The following is a 19,491-nucleotide window of genomic DNA, read 5'->3' on the forward strand; positions in this document are numbered from 1 at the left end:
GGTTTGGGGGGACTTGGGGGGTGGCCCGTCACACTAATAATGTCCGGGCACGGTGATGGTTCCGTGACTTCCGAAATTTTTTAAGAAATATTTGAAGACGCCTGTCGCGAGCGTGCCTTCAGCCAGTCGCGGCCGGCATGGGCAAAGACGGCGCCGAGCACGATGGCACCGCCGACGATGCTGGCCATCGGCGGGATTTCGGCCAGGAACAGAAATGCAAATAGGATCGCGAACGGCACTTCCGCCGAACCGAGCAGGCCCGATTCAGGCGCCGGGATCAGCCGCGAGCCTTCCGTCCACAGAATGGAAGCCAGTGCGAAGGACGCGCCGAAGGTGGCAAGCAGGATAGCGTCCCTTGATGAGACCGCCAGGGGATCGGTGACGAACCATCCGAGTATGAACAGCAGGAAGGCCGAAACCGCGCCGGCCCACACAACGGGCGTATCACGGAACGCGCGAACCATGATCATGTACAGCGCGCTGCCGGCCGTCATCAGCAGCGCCAGCCCGTCGCCGAACAAATTGCCGGTGGCAAAACCCGACCACACCATGATGGCGACCCCGCACAGCGACACCGCCGCCGCCACCATCGTCTGCAGCCGGAAAGGTTCGCGCACCAGCATCCAGGCCAGTACGGCGGCAATGAAGGGCGACGTCGCGTAGATGACCGCGACATTGGCGACGAAAGTGAACTTGAAAGCGGAAATGAAGGCGATGCTGGCCAGTGCGCCTTCGACGGCTAGCAGCCAGCCGCGCCAGCCAAGCCGCAGCGGTTCACGGTTGCCGGCACGGCGGCGGCGCCACAATACGTAGAGGCTGATCAGGATCGCGCCGACAAAGCCGCGCCAGCAGGTGATCGTCAGCGGATCGGCATGGATCGACTTGGTCAACACGCCGGTCAGCCCGAATACCGCCGCCGAGGATGATACCAGCAGGATACCCAGCGTGCGTTCGGTGGTTTCCGCGGTGGCCGTGATCTCATTCATACCGGCAGCCTACCTTGCCTCGTCCTGACATCGTCGCGTCGGGAGTAGTGACCATCCAAGTCAAAGCCGCTTGCGGAAATGTTCGCCGCCGACGATCAGCAGGCCGGCGGCGACGATAAGGGCGGCACCCAGGAACACTTCGCGGCGCGGCACGTCGCCCCAGATCGCGAAGCCGAGCGCGAACGCCCACAACAGCGAGGTGTACTCGAGCGGCGCCAGGATCGATGCCGGCGTACGCTTCATGCCCTCGAAGAGAAGATATTGCGCCAAGCCGCCGAGCGCACCGACGCTGGCAAGAAGCAGCAATTGTGCCGGGTCCGGCGTATGCCACCACGACAGCACCGGCACCGCCGAAAAAACCAGGAAATAGAAATTGTTGAGGAGGAGCTGGATCGTCGAGCGCTCGGCAAGCGCCGTCTTGCGCAGAAGCACGATGGCGATGCCCCAAAGGCAGGCCGCCGTCAGTACCAGCAACACGGGCACGGACAGGCCAAGATGGGCGGGATCGCAGGCGACAAAGACGCCGGCAAAGCCGATCAGAACCGCCAGCCAGCGCAGAACGGGCACCTTTTCGCCGAGCAGGACCACCGATAGCACGGTGACGATGATCGGAGCCGCGTAATAGACGGTGGTCAGTTCGGCGAGTTGCAGGCTGCGGGCGGCATTGTAGTAACAGAGCCAGGCGGCGAGCGTGAAGGCGCTGCGCACCAGCATCGGCCGCACGATCGGCGAGCGCACCGTATCGGCGAACAGCGGCCGCCCGCCGATCACCGCGCAGGCGCCAAGAATGGTGATGCTGCGGAAGAACATGATCTGCCAGACGGTCATGCCGGTGACCAGCAGTTTGATCGAGGCGTCCTGCGTCGAAAACAGCAAATAGGCGGCGCCCGTCAGCAGGATTCCGGCGAAGACCCTTTCGCGTGTATCGAGAATGGCGATATCGGCCATAAGGCGTGCGCCTGCTTGAGTGAAGGCGGCCCCAGCCCCCGGCGGCTCCGCACCTGCCAGCTATACGGGCGAAATCCCGCACGGCGCTGCTCCAGCACCGCGCTTGCTTTTGGGGCAGGCGGCAATGGCGCGAAATGCAAGCTTGTCCCGGATGCGGCTTCTGGCGCGGCAGGGTCGATTGGTTTAGCATCATCTTATAAAGCCGGAGACGAAGGCAGGCGCGCAGAACGCCGAGGGACGGACATCGAATTGGCGCTCAGCTCATGCCAGATGTAGCTTGTGCGGGCGCGGCGTGACGGGCCGCTTCTGCCAGAGCGGATATTGCGGGGAGAAGGCCGATGCAGAAACTGCAGTCGCAAGGCGTCCATCACATCACGCTGGTCGGTGCCGGTCGCCAGACCTCGATCGATTTCTGGGAAGGGGTGCTGGGCATGCCTTTCATCTTCGAGCAGCCCAATCTCGACAAGCCGAGCGAAAGCCATCTTTATTTCGATCCGGGCGACGGCCGACTGATCACCATCTTCACCGACGAGACCCGCACGGCCGTGCAGCGCCGCACCCCGACCGACCCGGGCTGCGTGCATCACATCGCCTTTTCGGTGTCCCGCGTCACTTTCCTGCAGGCGGTCGCCCGGCTCGACGAGCGCGCCATCAAACACAGTGGCGTCAAGGATCGCGGCTTCATGGATTCAATCTATTTCGAGGATCCGCTCGGCCTTCTGATCGAGCTTGCCTCTTATCGTTTCGAGCCGCCTGCAGGCTTCACCCATGCCGATGTGCTGATGGAGGCGCATAAGCTTCGCGTCACGCGTGGCGACTACAACATCGCCGAGGTGCATCTGGCTGATGCGATCCAGGCGCTGGTGGAACGCGCGCGCGCGACATTGTCGGCGGACCGGGCGCCCAAAAATCCATACTGAAGGCTGAACAGGCAAGGGAGGAACACGTGGCAAAAGCAGTGGCGAAAAGCGCAGGGAAACCGGCCGCCAAACCAGCGGCAAAAACGACCGCGAAGCCGGCAGCAAAAGCTGCGACCAAGACGGCGTCAAAGGCCGCCGGCAAGACCGCGGCCAAGGCCAAGGCGAAACCGGCAAGGAAATCGGCGCTGACCATCAGCATGCTGAAGCCGAGCGTCAACAACATGACCGTTCGCGTCTTTGCCCGCGCCGCCGGGCTCGACCATGCGGAGACCGATGCGTGGGGGCAGACGCGCTCGCCCGAATACATGGCGCGTAATCCGGCCCACCTGACGCCGATGATCGAGGACAAGGGCCTGCCGCGCGGCGTGCTGTGGGAGAGCTGCGCCATCATGCAATATCTTTCCAACAAGCATGGGCTGGAGAAATTCTACCCGAAGGCGCCAGCCAAGCGGGCGATGATAGACAGCGCCATGTTCTATCTGATCGGCACGCTCTATCCCTATGTCGCGCGCGCCACCTATCCGGCGCTCGGCTTCCCGCAATATGCCGGCGAAGTCGGTCACAGCGACGCCCACCCGGACAGGAAATCGGAGGCACAGAAGGCCGCGGTCGCCGCCATTGCCGAGCCGCTCGAGGTCTTCCACTCCTTCTTCCGCGACGGCAAGCCGTTCATCGGCGGCAAGAGCCCGTCGATCGCCGACATCCGTCTTGCGGCGACGCTCGAATTCCTCGCCGTCATTGACTACGCCCTGCCCAAATGGGCGAAGGAATACATGGCTGCGATGGAGAAGAAGCTCGGCAAGGCCTATGCTGGTCCGGCCAGCGACGTGCGCGGCTACATCGCCCATGTGAGGTCGCAGGCCAAGGCGTGAGTCCAACCAGTCGATGGGGCGATGAGGTGCGGAAGCGGCCGCGGGACTGATCTTACCGGCTCCCTCGCGGTTCCCCGCCAGCTTGAAGTTGGCGGGGCTTGCATTAGTCTGGGCGCGGATGCAGTCGATTTTTTCTCTCGACCGGCTTGAACGCTGGAGTGGTGGCGTGGCCGCCGCGGCCTTGGCGGCAACGCCCGAAGACTTGTCGGCCCGCTTCAGCGCGGCGGCGAGGGTGCTGCTTGGCTCGGATCGTGTCTATGTTGGCTTCTATCGTCGCGACATAACATCCCTGACCATCGACGATGCCGGACCCGATCGCTGGAACCGCGACTATGATGCGCGCGTCTATCGCCAGGATCCGTTCTTCCAGAGGTTCGCCAGCACCAGACAGGATTTCCTGCTGCCGTTGTCGGCTCTCAGCCAAGGCGATTTCCAGCGCACGCCGTATTACCGCGAATTCTACGGGCCCTCCGGCAGCTTCGATGAAATAACCGGCGTGTTCAACCTCGACGGACTGACCGCCGGCTATGTAACCTTTCTTCGCCGGGAAGGCGCACCGCGTTTTGGCGAGCGTGATCTGGCTGTGGCCGGCGCGGCGAGCAGCGCGACAAAGCTCATTCTGCAAAGGCTGCTTCATTTGTGCCGTCTTCGCGACAAGGGTTCCGCAATCGAAGCCGCGGGGTCGCAACTCAGCGCCCGGGAAAGGCAGATCGCGCGGCTCCTGATCGAGGGTGGCAGCGCCAAGACGATTTCGCGAAACCTGTCAATTTCACCCGGCACCGTGCGCAACCACATCAAGCAGGTCTACCGCAAGCTCGGCGTGCACTCCCAGGTCGAGCTGTTGGCCATAGGCTGGAAGGCCTCGCCCAACTGATGGTTCGCCAGCTTCACTGTCCCGTCACGACGCGTGTCCACATGCGGTTTTGCAGCCGCAGCAGCTTTGCGTCGTTGTTTTCGACCACGAACAGCTTGGCCTTTACATCGTCGGACGGGAAAACGCCGGGATCCTTGGCGACGGCCTGATCCATCAGCGGCAGGGATTCCGGGATCGCATTGGCATAGGAAACATAACTGGAATTGGCCGCTGCGATATCGGGCCGCAAGTTGAAATCGATCCAGGCTTGGGCATTCTCCGGATGCGGCGCATCCTTCGGCACGGCCATCGTATCGAAGTTTACCAGCGTGCCTTCCCTTGGAATGGAATATGCAATCTCCAGCTTCTTCGCGGATTCCGCCGCACGGGTCTTGGCCTGCAATATGTCGCCCGACCAGCCCAGCACGACACAAATGTCGCCATTCGCCAGGTCGTTGATGTATTTCGACGAGTGGAAGTAACGGATATAGGGACGCACCTTGCCCATCAGCTCTTCGACCTTGGCGAGGTCGTCCGGACCGGTCGACCTGGGATCGATGTGGAGATAGTTCATAGCCATAGGAATGATCTCCGCCGGAGCATCGATCATGGCGACGCCGCAATCGGAGAATTTCTTGACGACGTCGACGTCGAAGACCATGGCGAAGGAACCTGTCGGCGCATCCGGCATCCGTTGCTTGACGGCAGCGACATTGTAGCCGATCCCGTCTGTGACGGCCATATAAGGCACGGCGTACAGGTTCTGCGGATCCGCACCCGCGATCAGCGACAAGGCTTGCGGATCGATTTTCGAGTGGTTTGAAAGCTTCGATCTGTCGAGCCGCAGGAAAGCGCCTGCCTTCACCTGGTTCTTCAGGAACGGAAAGGCCGAGGGATAGACCACGTCATATCCCGAGCCGCCGGTGAGCAGTTTCGTCTCAAGGACCTCGTTGCCGTCATAGACATCGTAGCGGACCTTGATGCCCGTCTCCTTCTCGAATTTCTCAGCCGTGTCCGGGGCGATGTAGTCGGACCAGTTGTAGACGTTGACCACCTTCTCATCGTCCGCCCGGGCGACGCCGAAACTGATGCCGCAGGCAAGCGCGGCGGTCAGGATTGGGAAGAGCAGAGCGCGCATGGGTATCTCCTTTTGCCTGGCGGGCCGACGCGGCGCACCGTTCTGATTTCACTTCGGCACGCTTGCCGCTCAACGCCGGTGGGGGGCATAAACGGGTAACGTGATACAGGCGACATTGCCGCCTCCGAGCAGAATTTCGCGGGAGTTCTCGATGCCGACGAGCTTGTGATCGGGAAACAGCGTGGCCAGCTGTTGCTTTGCCTTCCCGTCGAGATTGCAGCCGAATTCCGGCACGACCACGACGCTGTTGCCCGGATAATAGTTGATGTAACTCGCCGCGATCCGGTTGCCGGTCGGCCGTGCCCAGGTCGAATCGACCCGGTCCACGCTCTCGCTTTCTTCCATCGTCATCTCGATCGGCAGGGGATGGTGCAGCCGATGAACCTCCAGGCGACGGCCACGCGCGTCGCGGGCCGAGCGCAGCACCTCTTCGGCTTCGCGTACGATCTCATATTGCGGATCATCCCGCTCGTCGGTCCAGCTCAGCGCCACGACGCCCGGACGAACGAAGCAGCAGAGGTCGTCGACATGGCCATCCGTCTCGTCGAAAGCAAAACCCCGCGGCAGCCAGATGATTTTGTCGACGCTGAGATAGTCGCCAAGCTGTTGTTCCACCTTCGCCTTTCCGAGATGGGCATTACGGTTGCGATTGAGCAGGCACTGCTCGGTTGTGATGAGCGTGCCTTGGCCGTCGCATTGCAGCCCGCCGCCCTCGGCGATCAGCGGTGCGCGATAACGGTCCATCCTCTCGATCTCGAGAACCTTTTGCGCCACGAGGTCGTCGAGATCCCAAGGCGAGTAGAGGCCGCCGTCGAAACCGCCATAAGCGTTGAAGATCCAATCGACGCCGCGCACTTCGCCTCGATCATTGACGACGAAATTGGGGCCACTGTCGCGCAGCCAGGAATCATTGGTGGACATTTCCACGACGCGCACATGGCTGGGCAATCGCGCTCTTGCGTTCTGCCACTGGCGGCTGGATGCCGCCACCGTCACCGGCTCGCTTTGCGCGATCGCCGCAGCGACATTGGCGAACAGCCTCTGCGCGGGCTTGGCGCCCAGCCGCCAGGTGTCCGGCCGTTCTGGCCAGATCAGCCAACAGCCCGATTTGGGCTCGAATTCGCCAGGGGCGCGAAACCCATCCTGCCTCGGTGTGGTCGAGAGCGTATGTGACATTGTGGGACCACCGGGATATGGAATGACGAAACCTCGCCCGATCAGACGGTTTTGGGACCTTGTCCGTCAATGTCCCATTTGGGACAGCTTGATCACTGCACCGGCCACCGGTCCTGCATCGGCGCCGGGCCTTGGTTGCCCGGAGACTCGATGTCCCGTTGTCTACTGGGTTGCCTGGTAAACCTCTGAAGCGGCCTGCTTCAGCGCGCGCCGTCCGTCCGGTTCGAGATACATCATGTGCCCACCTTCAACGACGTCGAGGCGGATCTGCCTGGCGCCGGCGAGCGACGGGATCTGGCTGACCAGATAACGCGACGCCAGATAGGGAGTGACGAGATCGGTGTAGCCGTTGACGATGACGACGCCCAGCGCGGGATTCAAGGACCGCGCCCGTTGCAGGTCATCCATCACGCCGGCATAGCCCTGGCGCGAGGCGCTCGTCCCATAGTCCCAGTTGTGGCTGATATCGCCGTTCAGCAAGCGGTAGCTGACATCCGTGCGAAAGTTCAGCTCGTCGCGCGCGTAAGCGACAAAGGCCGAGGTCAGCGCCGGCACGCTACGGTCCAGCACCGGATCGGGGCCAGCGATACCGGCGCTCTGGGGAGCGATGTCCGCCGTCGCGATCATGCCGTCATAGGGGCTGAGCACCTTACCCATGGCCCGGCCAAACTCCCTTGCGAAGAGCGAGGTCGGGACGCGGGCGAAGTTGCGGTGAACGAGGTCGAGCGGCAGGCCGGTGATCTCGGCCACGCGGTCGCCCGCCAGCCGTCCGCCTTGCTCCAGCCCACTGGTGAGCGCACTGAGGTACTCGCCAAGTGCATAATGCTCGACCTCGGCGAGCTTTTTCCGCAATGTGTCGCCGTTGACACCTTCACTGCGCAGGCGAACCGCGGCGAGGGAGGGTAGTTCGAGAGCCCAATGCAGCGGCTCGAATTCGTCGGGCTGCACCAGGGTGAATTCCAGCGCCGGCGAGATCAGCACGATGCCGCTCGGGCTGATGCCGACATCTTCCTGCAGCGTCCTGGCAAGCAGTGCCGCGCGGAACCCGCCATAGCTCTCACCGGCGAGGAACAGCGGAGATCCCATGCGGCTGTTTTGGGCGAGATAGAGCCTGATGAAGGCGCCGATCGAACTGGCATCCTGGCTGACGCCCCAGAAGTCGTGCGTATCCTGGCCGGGCGCCTCGCGGCTGTAGCCGGTTCCCACCGGGTCGACGAAGACGAGGTCGGTCATGTCGAGCCAACTGTCGGGATTGTCGATGAGCTTTTGCGGCGAGGGGAGGAATTCCCCGCCGGCTCCGGTCGCCACGACGCGCGGTCCGAGCGCGCCGAGATGCAGATAGGCTGAAGCGGCGCCCGGGCCGCCGTTGAACACGAAGGTGATTGGCCGCGGTGCTTCCGTCGCCACGCTCTCCCGCGGCTTCAGCGTATAGGCAACATAGAAGATCTCCGCCGTGATCTCGCCCTTGCCGGAGAGCAGCGGAAGCGTGCCGGCCTTTGCCTGATACCGCAGGCTGCGTCCGCCAATGGTGATCGAATGGTCGGTGATCTCAGGTGACGGCAGCAGTGAAAGCACGCCGCCCGCGGGTGCCGGCCGCTCCGCCGTTTCGGCCAGGAGAGGCTGCGCGAAACCGGCAAGCATGAAGAGGACAAGGGAGACGAGTTTCAGCTTGGAACGCATGAGACCTCCGCGGAAAAGACTCCCGCATAGCTATGGCCGAGGCGGATGAAGTCAAAGGGATCAGACGATGGCGCGCCCACTGCTGTTGTTTCCGCCGAAACCAGTTCCTGACAGCTTGGGTCGTCATGTTTGGATTGCCTCACACGTCTCGCAGGACCATGCTATCAAGGCAGAAAGCCTGTCGGAGGAACGAAAATGGACGCAACCGAGCTGAAGGCCATGCAGGCGCCGCTGAAGCAGGCCTACCGCGACGACGCCACGCAAGCACTGATCACTCTAAGGGCAAAGGGCTCGATCGACGAACAGTCGGTGGCCTGCAAGGTGGAGACGGGCAGGGCGTTGGCAATCGCCGGCCTTCATCCGGCAACAGGCGGCTCGGGGCTCGAACTGTGCTCCGGCGACATGCTGCTCGAGGCGCTGGTGGCGTGCGCCGGGGTGACGCTGAAGGCGGTCGCGACGGCGCTCGAATTCAAGCTCGGCGCCGCTACCGTTGAAGCCGAAGGCGACCTTGATTTTCGCGGCACGCTTGGTGTCGCCAAGGATGCGCCGGTCGGCTTTCGCGCCATTCGGCTCAATTTCAATCTCGACACGGCGGAGCCTCCGGAGCGCATTGATTCGCTGCTGAAGCTGACCGAGCGCTATTGCGTGGTGTTCCAGACCATCAACCAGAAGCCGGAACTGACGGTGAGCGCGCGGTGATGAATCACAAGGCCCGCGGCAGCGGTCGCGGGCCTTGCGATATCTGATGCTTACTGAGCTGCCGGCTCTTCGGCGTCGCCTTCGTCGGTGAAGGGCGAGGCGCTCGGCACGCACTGCACGGACCAGCCGGCGGGTGTCGGCTGCTTCTGATACTCGGTGATGGCGGCGGCGCACTGTTCGCGCTTGTCGAAGGTGCTGGGCAGCACGACCATGCCGCCCTGCGGGCCGGCGATTACCAGATACCAGACCAATGCTGCGGTCGTAGCCATGGAATTTTCCTTGTTCTGCCCAGCTCGGGCTCTCGTTGCGGGATTCGCTCGATCCTAACAACTCCTCGGAAATGACGAAAGCATGACCGCCCAGCGGCCTTCTCCCCTCAAATCACAGCCGCGTGATGATCCGTCGGGTTTCCTCGCTGGCGTGTTGCCTCCGCCATGGTTCAGTCGGTCGCAAAGCAATAGAACAGGCCGTCGCCGCCTGTGCCTTTCAGCGCCTCCTGGCTGCAGCCGCCACGCGAGGCATGCGAAGAATTCCACGACTTCGCCGCCGCCGAATCGTCGAGACCGGTGCGGTCGTGATGGCCCATCATCGCCGCCCCTTCGGAGCCGCTCATCGTCCAGTCGCCGCAGGTCTGGTCGGCGATGCTGGTGCCGTCGGGCTTGGAGCCGGTCAGCATGTCGTGTCGGTTGGGCGTATCGCCGCGGCCGTTGACCGTCTCACCCTTCTCGTTCAGCGCGGTCTGCTTGGTGATGCCGTTGGCGTCGCTGTGCAGCGAGGCGACATCATCGGCGATCTTGGCGCCCTTGGCGTTGAACCAGGGACCCTTGCCGATGCGATCGCGCGCATCCTCCGCGCTGGTCGAGAGATATGCGTGCCAGGTCTTGCCGGTGACGCCGGCGGCTTCCGCCAGCGACGCGCAATGGGCATCCGCGCCCTTCAGGCCGCCGAGATCGCCCCCCTTGCCGGAGCCGACGCTGGTGACGAAGAAACTCATCTTGGTATCTTGGGAAACGGCCACGCCGACCGTAGCTCCAAGAGCGGCGGCAAGGGCGGTGGCGGCAACGGTGGCGAGTCTTGGCATGTCGGTCCTCCGGTTTCGAATGTCCTACGTCAGAAGAACGAGCCGAAGGCTGTTTTAATCCGTTTCGAACCCGCGTTTTATTCCGGTTGCCGGTAGGCGACGAAGCGGTTGTGCTTGGCCTGGAAGATCAGGCCGGTCTCTTTGAGATCCGGGCTGGCCAGCGGCACGATGCGTTTGGCGATCTCGGAGGGGTGCGGCAATGTCTCGGGATCCTCACCGGGCACGGCTTGTGCGCGCATCGCGGTGCGGGTGGCGCCGGGGTCGGCTGCATTGACGCGCAGCGGCAGACTTTGCGTCTCATGCGCCCAGGAGCGCATCATGGTCTCCACCGCCGCCTTTGATGCCGCGTAAGGCGCCCAGAAAGCGCGCGCCGAATGCGCCGCGTTGGACGACAGGATAATCGCCCGGCCGGCATCCGAAAGCCGCAGCAGCGGGTCGACCGAGCGGATCAGCCGCCAGGTCGAGGTGACGTTGATGGTCATCACCTTTTCGAAGGTCTTGGCCTCGACATGGCCGATCGGCGAGATGACGCCAAGCACGCCGGCATTGGCGACGAGGATGTCGAGCTTGCCCCAGCGCTCGTGGATGGCGCCGCCCAGCCGGTCGATACCGGCCATGTCGGCGAGATCGAGCGGCACCAATGTCGCCTGGCCGCCGGCCGCCTTGATCTGGTCGTCGAGTTCTTCCAGCCCGCCGACGGTGCGGGCAACCGCGATGACATGCGCGCCGGCCGCAGCCAATTCCCTGGCGATGAAATAGCCGATGCCGCGGGAGGCGCCGGTGACGACCGCGACGCGGCCCGTAAGGTCGAGGGTCATGCGATGGCTTCCGGAACTCTGGCTAAGGCTGATGACGGTCCGGCAATTCTACGAGCCGCTTGTCGCCAGCAGCGACAGCGTGCGCACATTGTCGTGGCCTTCGAAGTCGAGCAGGCGGGTCGGGTACTGGCCGGTGAAGCATGCATCGCAGAACTGCGGCTGCTCGTCGTCGCGGCTGGCCTCGCCGACGGCGCGGTAGAGACCGTTGATACTGAGGAAACCGAGCGAATCGACCCGGATGAACTCGGCCATCTCTTCCACCGACATGCGCGAAGCCAGCAGCTTCGACTTCTCCGGCGTGTCGACCCCATAGAAGCACGATGCGCTGGTCGGCGGCGAGGCGATGCGCATGTGCACTTCCTTGGCGCCGGCGTCGCGCACCATCTGCACGATCTTCTGGCTGGTGGTGCCGCGCACGATGCTGTCGTCGACCAGCACCACGCGCTTGCCCTCGATCATGCGGCGATTGGCGTTGTGCTTGAGCTTGACGCCCATATGGCGGATCGAATCGCCGGGCTGGATGAAGGTGCGGCCGACATAGTGGTTGCGGATGATGCCGAGTTCGAAGGGAATGCCCGCCGCCTGGCTGAAGCCGATTGCCGCCGGCGTGCCGGAATCCGGCACCGGTACGACGATATCGGCGTCGACTGGATTTTCCTGAGCCAGTTCCGCGCCGATGCGCTTGCGCACCTCATAGACATTGCGGCCCTCGACCGAGGAGTCGGGTCGGGCGAAATAGACATATTCGAAGATGCAGAAGCGGGTCTTCTGCGGTTCGAACGGGAACAGGCTCTCAATGCCCTTGGAGGTGACGACGACCATCTCGCCGGGCTTCAGGTCGCGCACGAAACGCGCGCCGATGATGTCGAGCGCACAGGTTTCGGAGGCCAGGATCCAGGCGCCGTCGAGATCGCCCAGCACCAGCGGGCGGATGCCGAGCGGATCGCGGCAGCCGATCATCTTCTTGGCCGTCATCGCCACCAGCGAGAAGGCGCCCTCGACCTGGCGCACCGCGTCGATGAAGCGCGAATTGAGGTCGCGCTCCTTGCTGGTCGCGACCAGATGCAAAAGCGTCTCTGTGTCGGAGGTGGAGGAGAAGATCGCGCCTTGCTTCTGCAGCGCGCGCTGCACCGTCATGGCGTTGGTGAGGTTGCCGTTATGGGCGACGGCAAAGCCGCCATCGGCCAATTCGGCGAAGAAGGGCTGGATGTTGCGCATGCCGGCGCCGCCGGTGGTCGCGTAGCGCGTGTGGCCGATGGCGCGGTTGCCTTGCAGGCTGTCGATGACGCGCTGCTTGGTGAAGGTGTCGCCGATCAGGCCGACATGGCGTTCGACATGGAACTGGGTGCCGTCATAGGAGACGATGCCGGCCGCTTCCTGACCTCGATGCTGCAGCGCATGCAGACCGAGTGTGACGATGGCCGCCGCGTCCTGCCGGCCAAAGATGCCGAACACGCCGCACTCGTCATGGAAATGATCGTCAGCCTCGGCGGAAAGCACGTCGTCTGCGTCTGCCATCTTAAGCTCCGCTAAAATCGCCATATAAGGCGGTCGCACGTCGAAAGCAACGCACTGCATGCGATCGTTCACATGGATCGATCGTCAGACGCCCCGTTCCGACCTCAGTTCGCCGGCGCTGGCGCCGGCTTGGCGGTGTTGTCAGCAGGACCGGCGTCGTTGTCGTCAGGAGCCGGCGCATTGGCGTCGTCGCCGCCGGCTGGTGCATCCGCCGCCGGTGCGTCGGGCGCGACGGGGGTCTCGGCGGCCGGCTGATTCGGATTGAGCTTCTTGAGGATGGCGTTTTCCGGGTCCTCTGGCAGCAGGCTCTCGAGCTTGGCGCCGATCTGTTCCAGCAGCGGCCGCGACTTGGCTTCCGTGACCCAAGCCGGGGCCTTGGCGCCGGCCAGCCAGTTGAAGAACAGCAGCGCGACAGCGACGACCAGGACGCCGCGCGCGGCGCCGTAAAGGAAGCCGAGCGTGCGGTCGAGGGCGCCGATGCGCGAATCGATGATCCAGTCAGCAAGCTTCATGGTGATGACCGAGACGACGATCAGCGCGATGATGAAGACCACGCCTGCGGCCGCCGCCATGGCGATCTTCTCATTGTCGATATAGGGCTTCAGGTAGGGCAGGACCGGTTTGTAGAAGAAGAAGGCCGCCGCCGCCGCCGCCGCCCAGGAGACGACCGAAAGCACCTCGCGCGAAAAGCCGCGAACCATGGCGAGCATCGCCGAGACCAGGGTGAAGCCGACGAGAATTCCGTCAAGCAGCGTAATCGGCATGTCTTTGGCCCCACTCCGATCTCTTGTTCACGACTCGACGAGCCGCGTCATTCTTCATCGTCGGCACGGCTGCGCCGTGAGCCGGCTATGCGCGCCACGAGGTCGGCAAGCTCGGTGGGCTGGAAAGCGCCGGCCCCAATCCCCCCAGCAAGTTCCTCGCTGCCCAAGGGCAGAACCGCGCTACCAAAACCCAGTTTTTCGGCTTCCTTGAGACGCTGCTGCGCATGCGCAACCGGCCTCACCGCGCCCGAAAGGCTGATTTCGCCGAAATAGACGCAATCGGCGGGGAGGGCAAGACCAGTGAGCGAGGAAACCAGTGCGGCTGCGACCGCGAGATCGGCCGCCGGCTCGCTGATGCGGTAGCCGCCGGCGACGTTGAGGTAGACGTCATGCTGCCCGAAACGCACACCGCAATGCGCCTCCAGCACTGCCAGGATCATCGACAGCCGCGCGCCGTCCCAGCCGACCACCGCCCGGCGCGGCGTGCCGAGCGAGGAGGCCGCGACCAGCGCCTGGATTTCGACCAGAACCGGCCTGGTGCCTTCCATGCCGGCGAAAACCGCTGCTCCCGGTGATTTCGCGTGCCGTTCGCCAAGGAAAAGCTCGGAGGGATTGGAGACCTCGCGCAGACCTTTGTCCGACATTTCGAAGACCCCGATCTCGTCGGTCGGTCCGAAGCGGTTCTTCACCGTGCGCAGGATACGGAAGTGGTGGCCGCCTTCGCCCTCGAAATAGAGCACGCCGTCGACCATGTGCTCGACCACGCGCGGACCGGCGATCTGGCCTTCCTTGGTGACATGGCCGACCAGCACGATCGCGGCACCCGTGGATTTCGCGTAGCGGATCATCGCCTGCGCGGCGGCGCGCACTTGTGTGACGGTGCCCGGCGCCGAATCGGCAAGGTCGGTCCACAGCGTCTGGATCGAATCGAGTATGACCAGATCGGGCCGCTTGCCGTCGGCGATCGTGGCAAGGATATCCTCGACATTGGTTTCGGCCGCGAGTTCCACCGGCGCCGATGCGACGCCGAGCCTCTGCGCACGCAGCCTGATCTGGGCAACTGCCTCTTCGCCCGAGACATAGACGATGCGATGGCCCTTGGAGGCAAGTGCGGCCGCGGCCTGGGTGAGCAGCGTCGATTTGCCGATACCGGGATCGCCGCCGACCAGAAGTGCAGAGCCCCGAACAAAACCGCCACCGGTGGCGCGGTCGAGTTCGCCGATACCTGAGATGATGCGCGGCGCGTCCTCGATATCGCCTGAAAGTGTGGTCAGCATCACCGCGCGGCCCTTGCGGGCGTTGCGCGTGTTGGCAGGACCCGAGCCGATGCCGCCAGATGTGCCTTCCTCGACCAGTGTGTTCCACTCGCCGCAGGCATCGCATTTGCCGGCCCAGCGCTGATGCACCGAACCGCAATTCTGGCAGATGAACTGGACGCGGGATTTGACCACGCTTTACCTTCCCGCCCTCTGGCGGGCGCCGCACGCGACAGCCAATCTCCCCCCGTGCGGGGGAGATGTCCGGCAGGACAGAGGGGGGCGCCGTAGGGCGCCGAGACCCGTTGCTATTGGTGAGATCGCTGGCAAGAGGCTACTCAAACCTTTCCGCGATGTGGTGCTCTTCCGCGAGATCGGAGAAGCGGGTGAATTCGCCGTGGAAGGCGAGCGTGACAGAGCCCGTCGGCCCATGGCGCTGCTTGGCCACGATCACCTCGGCCTTGCCGCGCATCTCGTTCATCTCGTTTTCCCACTTGACGTATTCCTCGGTGCCGAGCTTCGGCTCGCGGTTCTTGAGGTAATATTCCTCGCGATAGACGAAGATGACGACGTCGGCGTCCTGCTCGATCGAACCGGATTCGCGCAGGTCGGAGAGTTGCGGGCGCTTATCGTCGCGGCTTTCGACCTGACGCGACAGCTGCGACAGCGCGATGATCGGCACGGCCAGTTCCTTGGCCAGCGCCTTCAGGCCCGTGGTGATCTCGGTGATTTCCTGCACGCGGTTCTGCGAAGACTTGGCGGATGAGCCCTGCATCAGCTGAATATAGTCGATGACGATCAGGTCCAGGCCGCGCTGGCGCTTCAGACGACGCGCGCGGGCAGACAACTGGGCAATGGAAATACCGCCGGTCTGGTCGATGAACAGCGGGATCTTCTGCATGGTCTGCGAACAGGCGACCAGCTTTTCGAAGTCCATTTCGCTGATTTCGCCACGGCGGATCTTGGAGGACGAAATTTCCGTCTGTTCGGAAATGATGCGGGTTGCCAGCTGTTCGGACGACATTTCGAGCGAGAAAAAACCGACCACGCCGCCATTGGCCGCCTTGAATGAGCCATCGGCCTGCTGCGCCGGCTCATACATCTCGGCAATGTTGAAGGCGATGTTGGTGGCGAGCGATGTCTTGCCCATGCCCGGACGGCCGGCGATGATGATCAGATCGGACGACTGCAGGCCGCCCATGCGGCGGTCGAGATCGCGCATGCCGGTGGCGAGGCCCGACAGACCGCCGTCACGCATATAGGCGGCGTTGGCCATGTCGACCGCGGTCTTGACCGCGTCGGTGAAGCTCTCGAAGCCGCCGTCATAGCGCCCTGTCTCGGCCAGCTCGAACAGGCGGCGCTCCGCGTCCTCGATCTGTTCGGAAGGCGACATGTCGACAGGGGCGTCATAAGCGATGTTGACCATGTCCTCGCCGACGGTGATCAACGCCCGGCGGGTCGCCAGATCATAAATGGCGCGGCCGTAGTCGGTGGCGTTGACGACGGTGACGGCTTCCACCGCCAGGCGCACCACATACTGCGCCACCGTCATGTCGCCGACCTTTTCGTCGGCGGGCAGGAAGGTCTTCAGCGTGATCGGCGTCGCCGCCTTGCCCATGCGGATCAACTCGGCCGCGACATCGAAGATCTTGCGGTGCAGGGGTTCGTAGAAATGGCCGGACTTCAGGAAGTCGGACACCCGGTAGAAGGCATCGTTATTGACAAGTATAGCGCCAAGCAGCGCCTGCTCGGCCTCGATGTTGTTGGGCGATTCGCGATAGAGCGGTTGCTCTGCCACGCCGAATTTTCGTGCTGCCTCTGCCATGATGTCCCCGATTTCGATCCCCGTCTGTCGATATCAGAACTGGACAAGTCAGTGCTGACTTATCTGCAACAGCCCGTGAAGAAGCGGCTTTGGTGCTCGCGATTCACAGCCAAAATTTTTCCGTGGAAAGAATCGCAATTGACTCGAATCGAGAGTTGGGAACTTAGCGTTTCTCGCATGAGAACAAAACAGGAAAGTGAGCGCTGGTGACACCGGATTGCGAGGCTGGTCGCGTCTCTTACATCCTCATGCCAGTGCATCGCCCCAATCCGCCCGCCGCGCCACCTTGAACGCGTCACCGTCGCGCTTGGTGAAGAGCCTTTCGCCGGCGCTGCCGTTTGCCTCGCAAAGCTTGAGCCCAACCTTGCCGGAACCGGATTTCGGCGGCGCGATGACCCGCGCGGCGCTGAAGGCAGCCGGCTGGCGCGAAGCGGCAACATAGATGAATTTCTCATCTTCCCACGGTACTTCCGCCTCTTTGGCCAGGCGGTGCAGGCGCGAGCGGGCTACGCGGCGGGAAAAGTGGCACCAGTCCGGCGGGTTGAGCGGGCAGGGCGCCTCGTGCGGACAGGGCGCCAGCACATGCGCGCCGGCCGCGATCAATTGTGCGCGTACAGCTAGAATGCGCAGCCAGCCCGCCGGCGTGCCCGGCTCGACGATCAACAGCGTGTCCTTGGTGAGTTGCCATAGCCGGTCGACCATTTTGGGCAGGGACGCCGGCGCGATCTCGTCCAGCACATAGGCGCATGTGACGAGGTCGGCGGATTGGAGGTCGGCAATGTCCGTCGTGACATCGCCGGCCCGCCAGACGGTCCGGGCCGTGATCGCATCGGCGGCAAGCGTCTCACCGACCTTGCGCACCGCGGCACTCGCCTCAAGCAGCGTGGCCAGTTCCAGTTCAGGCCAGAGATCACTGGTGGCCCAAAGCACGGTGCCGGGACCGGCGCCGACGTCGAGCAACGTCGCGGGTGCGAAATCCGGCCGGGCTTCGGCGAGCGCATCGAGGCTGGCGCGGACCGCGGCGTAGGTCGCCGGCATGCGCGTCGTCAGATAGGCCTTGACCGCCATGTCCTGCGCCATATGCAGGCGACCGTCGCGCAATTCGGCGCGGTAGCGGTCGGACAGGGTTTTCGCCGCCTGCTTCAGGTCCGGCAGCGGCACCTTTTCCAAAAGGCGATCGACAGCCTGTCGAAGAGCGGCCGGCAGCTCCACGGCCTATGCCCCCCTGGGTGCAAGCAGGATAATCGAGGCGCCGGCCATGCAGAGCGCCGCGCCGGCAAGGTCCCAGCGATCGGGCCGCACGCCATCGGCCAGCCACAACCAGGCGAGCGAGGCAGCGATGTAGATACCGCCATAAGCGGCATAGGCGCGGCCGGCTGCATTGGTGTCGACCAACGCCAGAAGCCAGGCGAACACAATCAGAGAGGCAAAGCCAGGCAGCAGCCAGAGCGGCGACTTCTCCAGCCGCCACCACGCCCACACCGAAAAGCAGCCGGCGATCTCGGCAAGCGCCGCGGCTGTGTAGAGGAGATAGGTCATAAAAAAGGCCTCGCGACGATCACGAGGCCTTTTTCGGGGCAGGAGCCTATAATGGCAAGCGCCAATAATGCGTCCTGTCAGCGCTGTTCCTATTCCGCCACCTTGCGTCGGCGGGCGGGCTTGGCGGACTTCTCGACAGGAGCCGCCTCGCGGCGGCCCATGTCGCGCAACTCCAGCGCCTTCTCGCATTTGGCCATATAGTCGCGCGTCATCGGCAGCGTGTCGTTCTTCTTGGTGATCTGGAACTGGAAAATCACCAAGTCCTGCCAACGGAAGGCAGCTTCCGAGGCAGCCAGATAGAACTCCCACATGCGGCAGAAGCGTTCGTCATAGATCGCCTTTGCCTTGTCGCGGTTGGCGGCGAAGCGCTGGCCCCAATGCTTCAGCGTGTCGGCATAATGGAGCCGCAGGATTTCGACGTCGGTGACCACGAGGCCGGACTTCTCGATCGCCGGCAGCACCTCGGACATTGCCGGGATGTAGCCGCCCGGGAAAATATACTTGCGGATGAAGGCGCTGGTCGCCCACGGCACGCCGGAGCGGCCGATCGTGTGCAAAAGCATGACGCCATCAGGCTTCAGCAATGTTGCCGCCTTGTCGAAGAAGGTGCGGTAATGGTTGACCCCGACATGCTCGAACATGCCGACCGAGACAATGCGGTCGAAGCGTTCGTTGAGCTCGCGATAGTCCTTCAGCTCGAAATGGACGTGGTTTTCCAGCCCTTGCGCATGGGCCCGGTCGGTGGCGACGCCATGCTGTTCCGTCGACAGCGTCACGCCCTGCACGTCGACATCGAAGGCCTTGGCCAGATAGAGGCCGAGCCCGCCCCAGCCGGAGCCGATGTCGAGCACCGTCTGGCCGGCCTTCAGCCTGAGCTTGGCGGCGATATGACGTTTCTTGGCGGCCTGCGCCTCGTCGAGCGTCATGTCCGGCTGCTCGAAATAGGCACAGGAATACTGCATGTCCTCATCGAGGAAGAGCCGGTAAAGCTCGCCCGACAGATCGTAGTGGCGCTGCACGTTGCGGCGCGAGCGCGCGGCGGTGTTGATCTGCTGCAGGCGGCGGAAGGCGTGGCGCAGGCCCTCTATGGCTTTCGACCATGTCGCGTCGATGCCGCCGCTGCCCATGTTCTGGAAGGCAATGCGCATCAGTCCGAGCACGCCGCCTTCGAGAATGTCCAGCTCGCCGTCCATGTAGGATTCAGGCACCGCCAGCATCGGATCGAAGGTGATGGCGCGCTCGGCATGCCTGGTCTTGATGTGCATGTGCACCGGCTCGCCGCTGCCGTCGCCGAAGATGAACGTCGTGCCCTTCGGCCCGGTTACCTTGAGGCTGCCCGTGCGCACCAGGCGGTCGAGAACGCGCTTCAACAGAATATTCATGGTCCGGTGTCCCCTCACGGTCAGACAGGCTGTCCT

Annotated in this window: 19 protein-coding genes; 4 read left to right on the plus strand and 15 right to left on the minus strand. The window is 63.5% G+C overall.

Annotated elements, in window-relative coordinates; translation table 11 throughout:
- Positions 1 to 80 precede the first annotated feature (80 nt).
- The gene (locus FJ954_RS26985) at positions 81 to 986 is read right to left on the minus strand and encodes a DMT family transporter (protein WP_140664596.1); all 906 of its coding nucleotides are present in this window, start codon (positions 984 to 986) and stop codon (positions 81 to 83) included.
- 60 nt (positions 987 to 1,046) lie between these two features.
- Positions 1,047 to 1,934, minus strand: coding sequence for a DMT family transporter (locus FJ954_RS26990; protein ID WP_140664599.1), 888 nt, complete (start codon positions 1,932 to 1,934; stop codon positions 1,047 to 1,049).
- A gap of 338 nt (positions 1,935 to 2,272) precedes the next feature.
- Here FJ954_RS26990 and FJ954_RS26995 point away from each other — a divergent pair, with 338 nt between their 5' ends.
- The 3 genes from FJ954_RS26995 (at position 2,273) to FJ954_RS27005 (ending at position 4,600) form a co-directional block, all read left to right on the plus strand.
- The gene (locus tag FJ954_RS26995; RefSeq protein ID WP_015318526.1) at positions 2,273 to 2,854 is read left to right on the plus strand and encodes a VOC family protein; all 582 of its coding nucleotides are present in this window, start codon (positions 2,273 to 2,275) and stop codon (positions 2,852 to 2,854) included.
- A gap of 26 nt (positions 2,855 to 2,880) precedes the next feature.
- Positions 2,881 to 3,726 carry a glutathione S-transferase family protein gene (locus tag FJ954_RS27000; protein ID WP_140664602.1) on the plus strand — a complete coding sequence of 282 codons (846 nt, stop codon included), beginning with the start codon at positions 2,881 to 2,883 and terminating at the stop codon, positions 3,724 to 3,726.
- Positions 3,727 to 3,892: 166 nt separating this feature from the next.
- Positions 3,893 to 4,600, plus strand: coding sequence for a LuxR C-terminal-related transcriptional regulator (locus tag FJ954_RS27005; RefSeq protein WP_224593915.1), 708 nt, complete (start codon positions 3,893 to 3,895; stop codon positions 4,598 to 4,600).
- A gap of 13 nt (positions 4,601 to 4,613) precedes the next feature.
- Here the strand turns inward: FJ954_RS27005 and FJ954_RS27010 are convergent, their stop codons facing one another.
- The 3 genes from FJ954_RS27010 to FJ954_RS27020 form a co-directional block, all read right to left on the minus strand.
- Complete coding sequence (locus tag FJ954_RS27010) at positions 4,614 to 5,717, minus strand: polyamine ABC transporter substrate-binding protein (protein WP_140664607.1); 1,104 nt, start codon at positions 5,715 to 5,717, stop codon at positions 4,614 to 4,616.
- Between the two features lie 69 nt (positions 5,718 to 5,786).
- Positions 5,787 to 6,893 (minus strand): agmatine deiminase, encoded by a 1,107-nt coding sequence (aguA, locus tag FJ954_RS27015; RefSeq protein WP_140664610.1) that lies wholly within the window; start codon positions 6,891 to 6,893, stop codon positions 5,787 to 5,789.
- A 162-nt stretch (positions 6,894 to 7,055) separates the two neighbouring features.
- On the minus strand, positions 7,056 to 8,573 hold the full coding sequence (locus FJ954_RS27020) for an alpha/beta hydrolase (RefSeq protein WP_140664613.1): 1,518 nt from the start codon (positions 8,571 to 8,573) through the stop codon (positions 7,056 to 7,058).
- A gap of 195 nt (positions 8,574 to 8,768) precedes the next feature.
- Between FJ954_RS27020 and FJ954_RS27025 the strand changes: the two genes are divergently transcribed.
- Complete coding sequence (locus FJ954_RS27025) at positions 8,769 to 9,272, plus strand: OsmC family protein (protein WP_015318520.1); 504 nt, start codon at positions 8,769 to 8,771, stop codon at positions 9,270 to 9,272.
- 50 nt (positions 9,273 to 9,322) lie between these two features.
- Here the strand turns inward: FJ954_RS27025 and FJ954_RS27030 are convergent, their stop codons facing one another.
- From FJ954_RS27030 to FJ954_RS27075, 10 genes are all read right to left on the minus strand, one after another.
- Positions 9,323 to 9,541, minus strand: coding sequence for a hypothetical protein (locus FJ954_RS27030; RefSeq protein ID WP_127278756.1), 219 nt, complete (start codon positions 9,539 to 9,541; stop codon positions 9,323 to 9,325).
- 170 nt (positions 9,542 to 9,711) lie between these two features.
- On the minus strand, positions 9,712 to 10,353 hold the full coding sequence (locus tag FJ954_RS27035; RefSeq protein WP_181177927.1) for a hypothetical protein: 642 nt from the start codon (positions 10,351 to 10,353) through the stop codon (positions 9,712 to 9,714).
- 77 nt (positions 10,354 to 10,430) lie between these two features.
- Positions 10,431 to 11,171 (minus strand): SDR family NAD(P)-dependent oxidoreductase, encoded by a 741-nt coding sequence (locus tag FJ954_RS27040; protein WP_015318517.1) that lies wholly within the window; start codon positions 11,169 to 11,171, stop codon positions 10,431 to 10,433.
- Positions 11,172 to 11,219: 48 nt separating this feature from the next.
- Positions 11,220 to 12,689 (minus strand): amidophosphoribosyltransferase, encoded by a 1,470-nt coding sequence (purF, locus tag FJ954_RS27045; RefSeq protein ID WP_015318516.1) that lies wholly within the window; start codon positions 12,687 to 12,689, stop codon positions 11,220 to 11,222.
- Positions 12,690 to 12,793: 104 nt separating this feature from the next.
- Entirely contained in the window at positions 12,794 to 13,453 is a 660-nt protein-coding gene (locus FJ954_RS27050) for a CvpA family protein (RefSeq protein ID WP_015318515.1), read from the minus strand.
- A 47-nt stretch (positions 13,454 to 13,500) separates the two neighbouring features.
- The gene (gene radA, locus FJ954_RS27055) at positions 13,501 to 14,904 is read right to left on the minus strand and encodes a DNA repair protein RadA (protein WP_140664616.1); all 1,404 of its coding nucleotides are present in this window, start codon (positions 14,902 to 14,904) and stop codon (positions 13,501 to 13,503) included.
- Between the two features lie 139 nt (positions 14,905 to 15,043).
- Positions 15,044 to 16,534 (minus strand): replicative DNA helicase, encoded by a 1,491-nt coding sequence (locus FJ954_RS27060; protein WP_015318513.1) that lies wholly within the window; start codon positions 16,532 to 16,534, stop codon positions 15,044 to 15,046.
- Between the two features lie 246 nt (positions 16,535 to 16,780).
- Complete coding sequence (locus tag FJ954_RS27065; RefSeq protein WP_140664619.1) at positions 16,781 to 17,746, minus strand: small ribosomal subunit Rsm22 family protein; 966 nt, start codon at positions 17,744 to 17,746, stop codon at positions 16,781 to 16,783.
- 3 nt (positions 17,747 to 17,749) lie between these two features.
- Positions 17,750 to 18,073, minus strand: coding sequence for a YnfA family protein (locus FJ954_RS27070; RefSeq protein WP_015318511.1), 324 nt, complete (start codon positions 18,071 to 18,073; stop codon positions 17,750 to 17,752).
- 89 nt (positions 18,074 to 18,162) lie between these two features.
- Positions 18,163 to 19,455, minus strand: a complete 1,293-nt coding sequence (locus FJ954_RS27075) for a cyclopropane-fatty-acyl-phospholipid synthase family protein (RefSeq protein WP_015318510.1) — start codon at positions 19,453 to 19,455, stop codon at positions 18,163 to 18,165.
- Between the last annotated feature and the right edge of the window lie 36 nt (positions 19,456 to 19,491).

It is taken from the genome of Mesorhizobium sp. B2-3-15 (genome assembly GCF_006442875.1).
GTDB lineage: Bacteria > Pseudomonadota > Alphaproteobacteria > Rhizobiales > Rhizobiaceae > Mesorhizobium > Mesorhizobium australicum.

Excerpts from the sequence above, each read along its gene's own strand:
- FJ954_RS27025 (WP_015318520.1), top strand. The coding sequence starts at position 8,769 with ATGGACGCAACCGAGCTGAAGGCCATGCAGGCGCCGCTGAAGCAGGCC.
- aguA (WP_140664610.1), bottom strand. The coding sequence starts at position 6,893 with ATGTCACATACGCTCTCGACCACACCGAGGCAGGATGGGTTTCGCGCC.
- FJ954_RS27050 (WP_015318515.1), bottom strand. The coding sequence starts at position 13,453 with ATGCCGATTACGCTGCTTGACGGAATTCTCGTCGGCTTCACCCTGGTC.
- purF (WP_015318516.1), bottom strand. The coding sequence starts at position 12,689 with ATGGCAGACGCAGACGACGTGCTTTCCGCCGAGGCTGACGATCATTTC.
- FJ954_RS27035 (WP_181177927.1), bottom strand. The coding sequence starts at position 10,353 with ATGCCAAGACTCGCCACCGTTGCCGCCACCGCCCTTGCCGCCGCTCTT.
- FJ954_RS26995 (WP_015318526.1), top strand. The coding sequence starts at position 2,273 with ATGCAGAAACTGCAGTCGCAAGGCGTCCATCACATCACGCTGGTCGGT.
- FJ954_RS27010 (WP_140664607.1), bottom strand. The coding sequence starts at position 5,717 with ATGCGCGCTCTGCTCTTCCCAATCCTGACCGCCGCGCTTGCCTGCGGC.
- FJ954_RS27030 (WP_127278756.1), bottom strand. The coding sequence starts at position 9,541 with ATGGCTACGACCGCAGCATTGGTCTGGTATCTGGTAATCGCCGGCCCG.
- FJ954_RS27060 (WP_015318513.1), bottom strand. The coding sequence starts at position 16,534 with ATGGCAGAGGCAGCACGAAAATTCGGCGTGGCAGAGCAACCGCTCTAT.
- FJ954_RS27070 (WP_015318511.1), bottom strand. The coding sequence starts at position 18,073 with ATGACCTATCTCCTCTACACAGCCGCGGCGCTTGCCGAGATCGCCGGC.
- FJ954_RS27040 (WP_015318517.1), bottom strand. The coding sequence starts at position 11,171 with ATGACCCTCGACCTTACGGGCCGCGTCGCGGTCGTCACCGGCGCCTCC.
- FJ954_RS26985 (WP_140664596.1), bottom strand. The coding sequence starts at position 986 with ATGAATGAGATCACGGCCACCGCGGAAACCACCGAACGCACGCTGGGT.
- FJ954_RS27020 (WP_140664613.1), bottom strand. The coding sequence starts at position 8,573 with ATGCGTTCCAAGCTGAAACTCGTCTCCCTTGTCCTCTTCATGCTTGCC.
- FJ954_RS27075 (WP_015318510.1), bottom strand. The coding sequence starts at position 19,455 with ATGAATATTCTGTTGAAGCGCGTTCTCGACCGCCTGGTGCGCACGGGC.
- FJ954_RS26990 (WP_140664599.1), bottom strand. The coding sequence starts at position 1,934 with ATGGCCGATATCGCCATTCTCGATACACGCGAAAGGGTCTTCGCCGGA.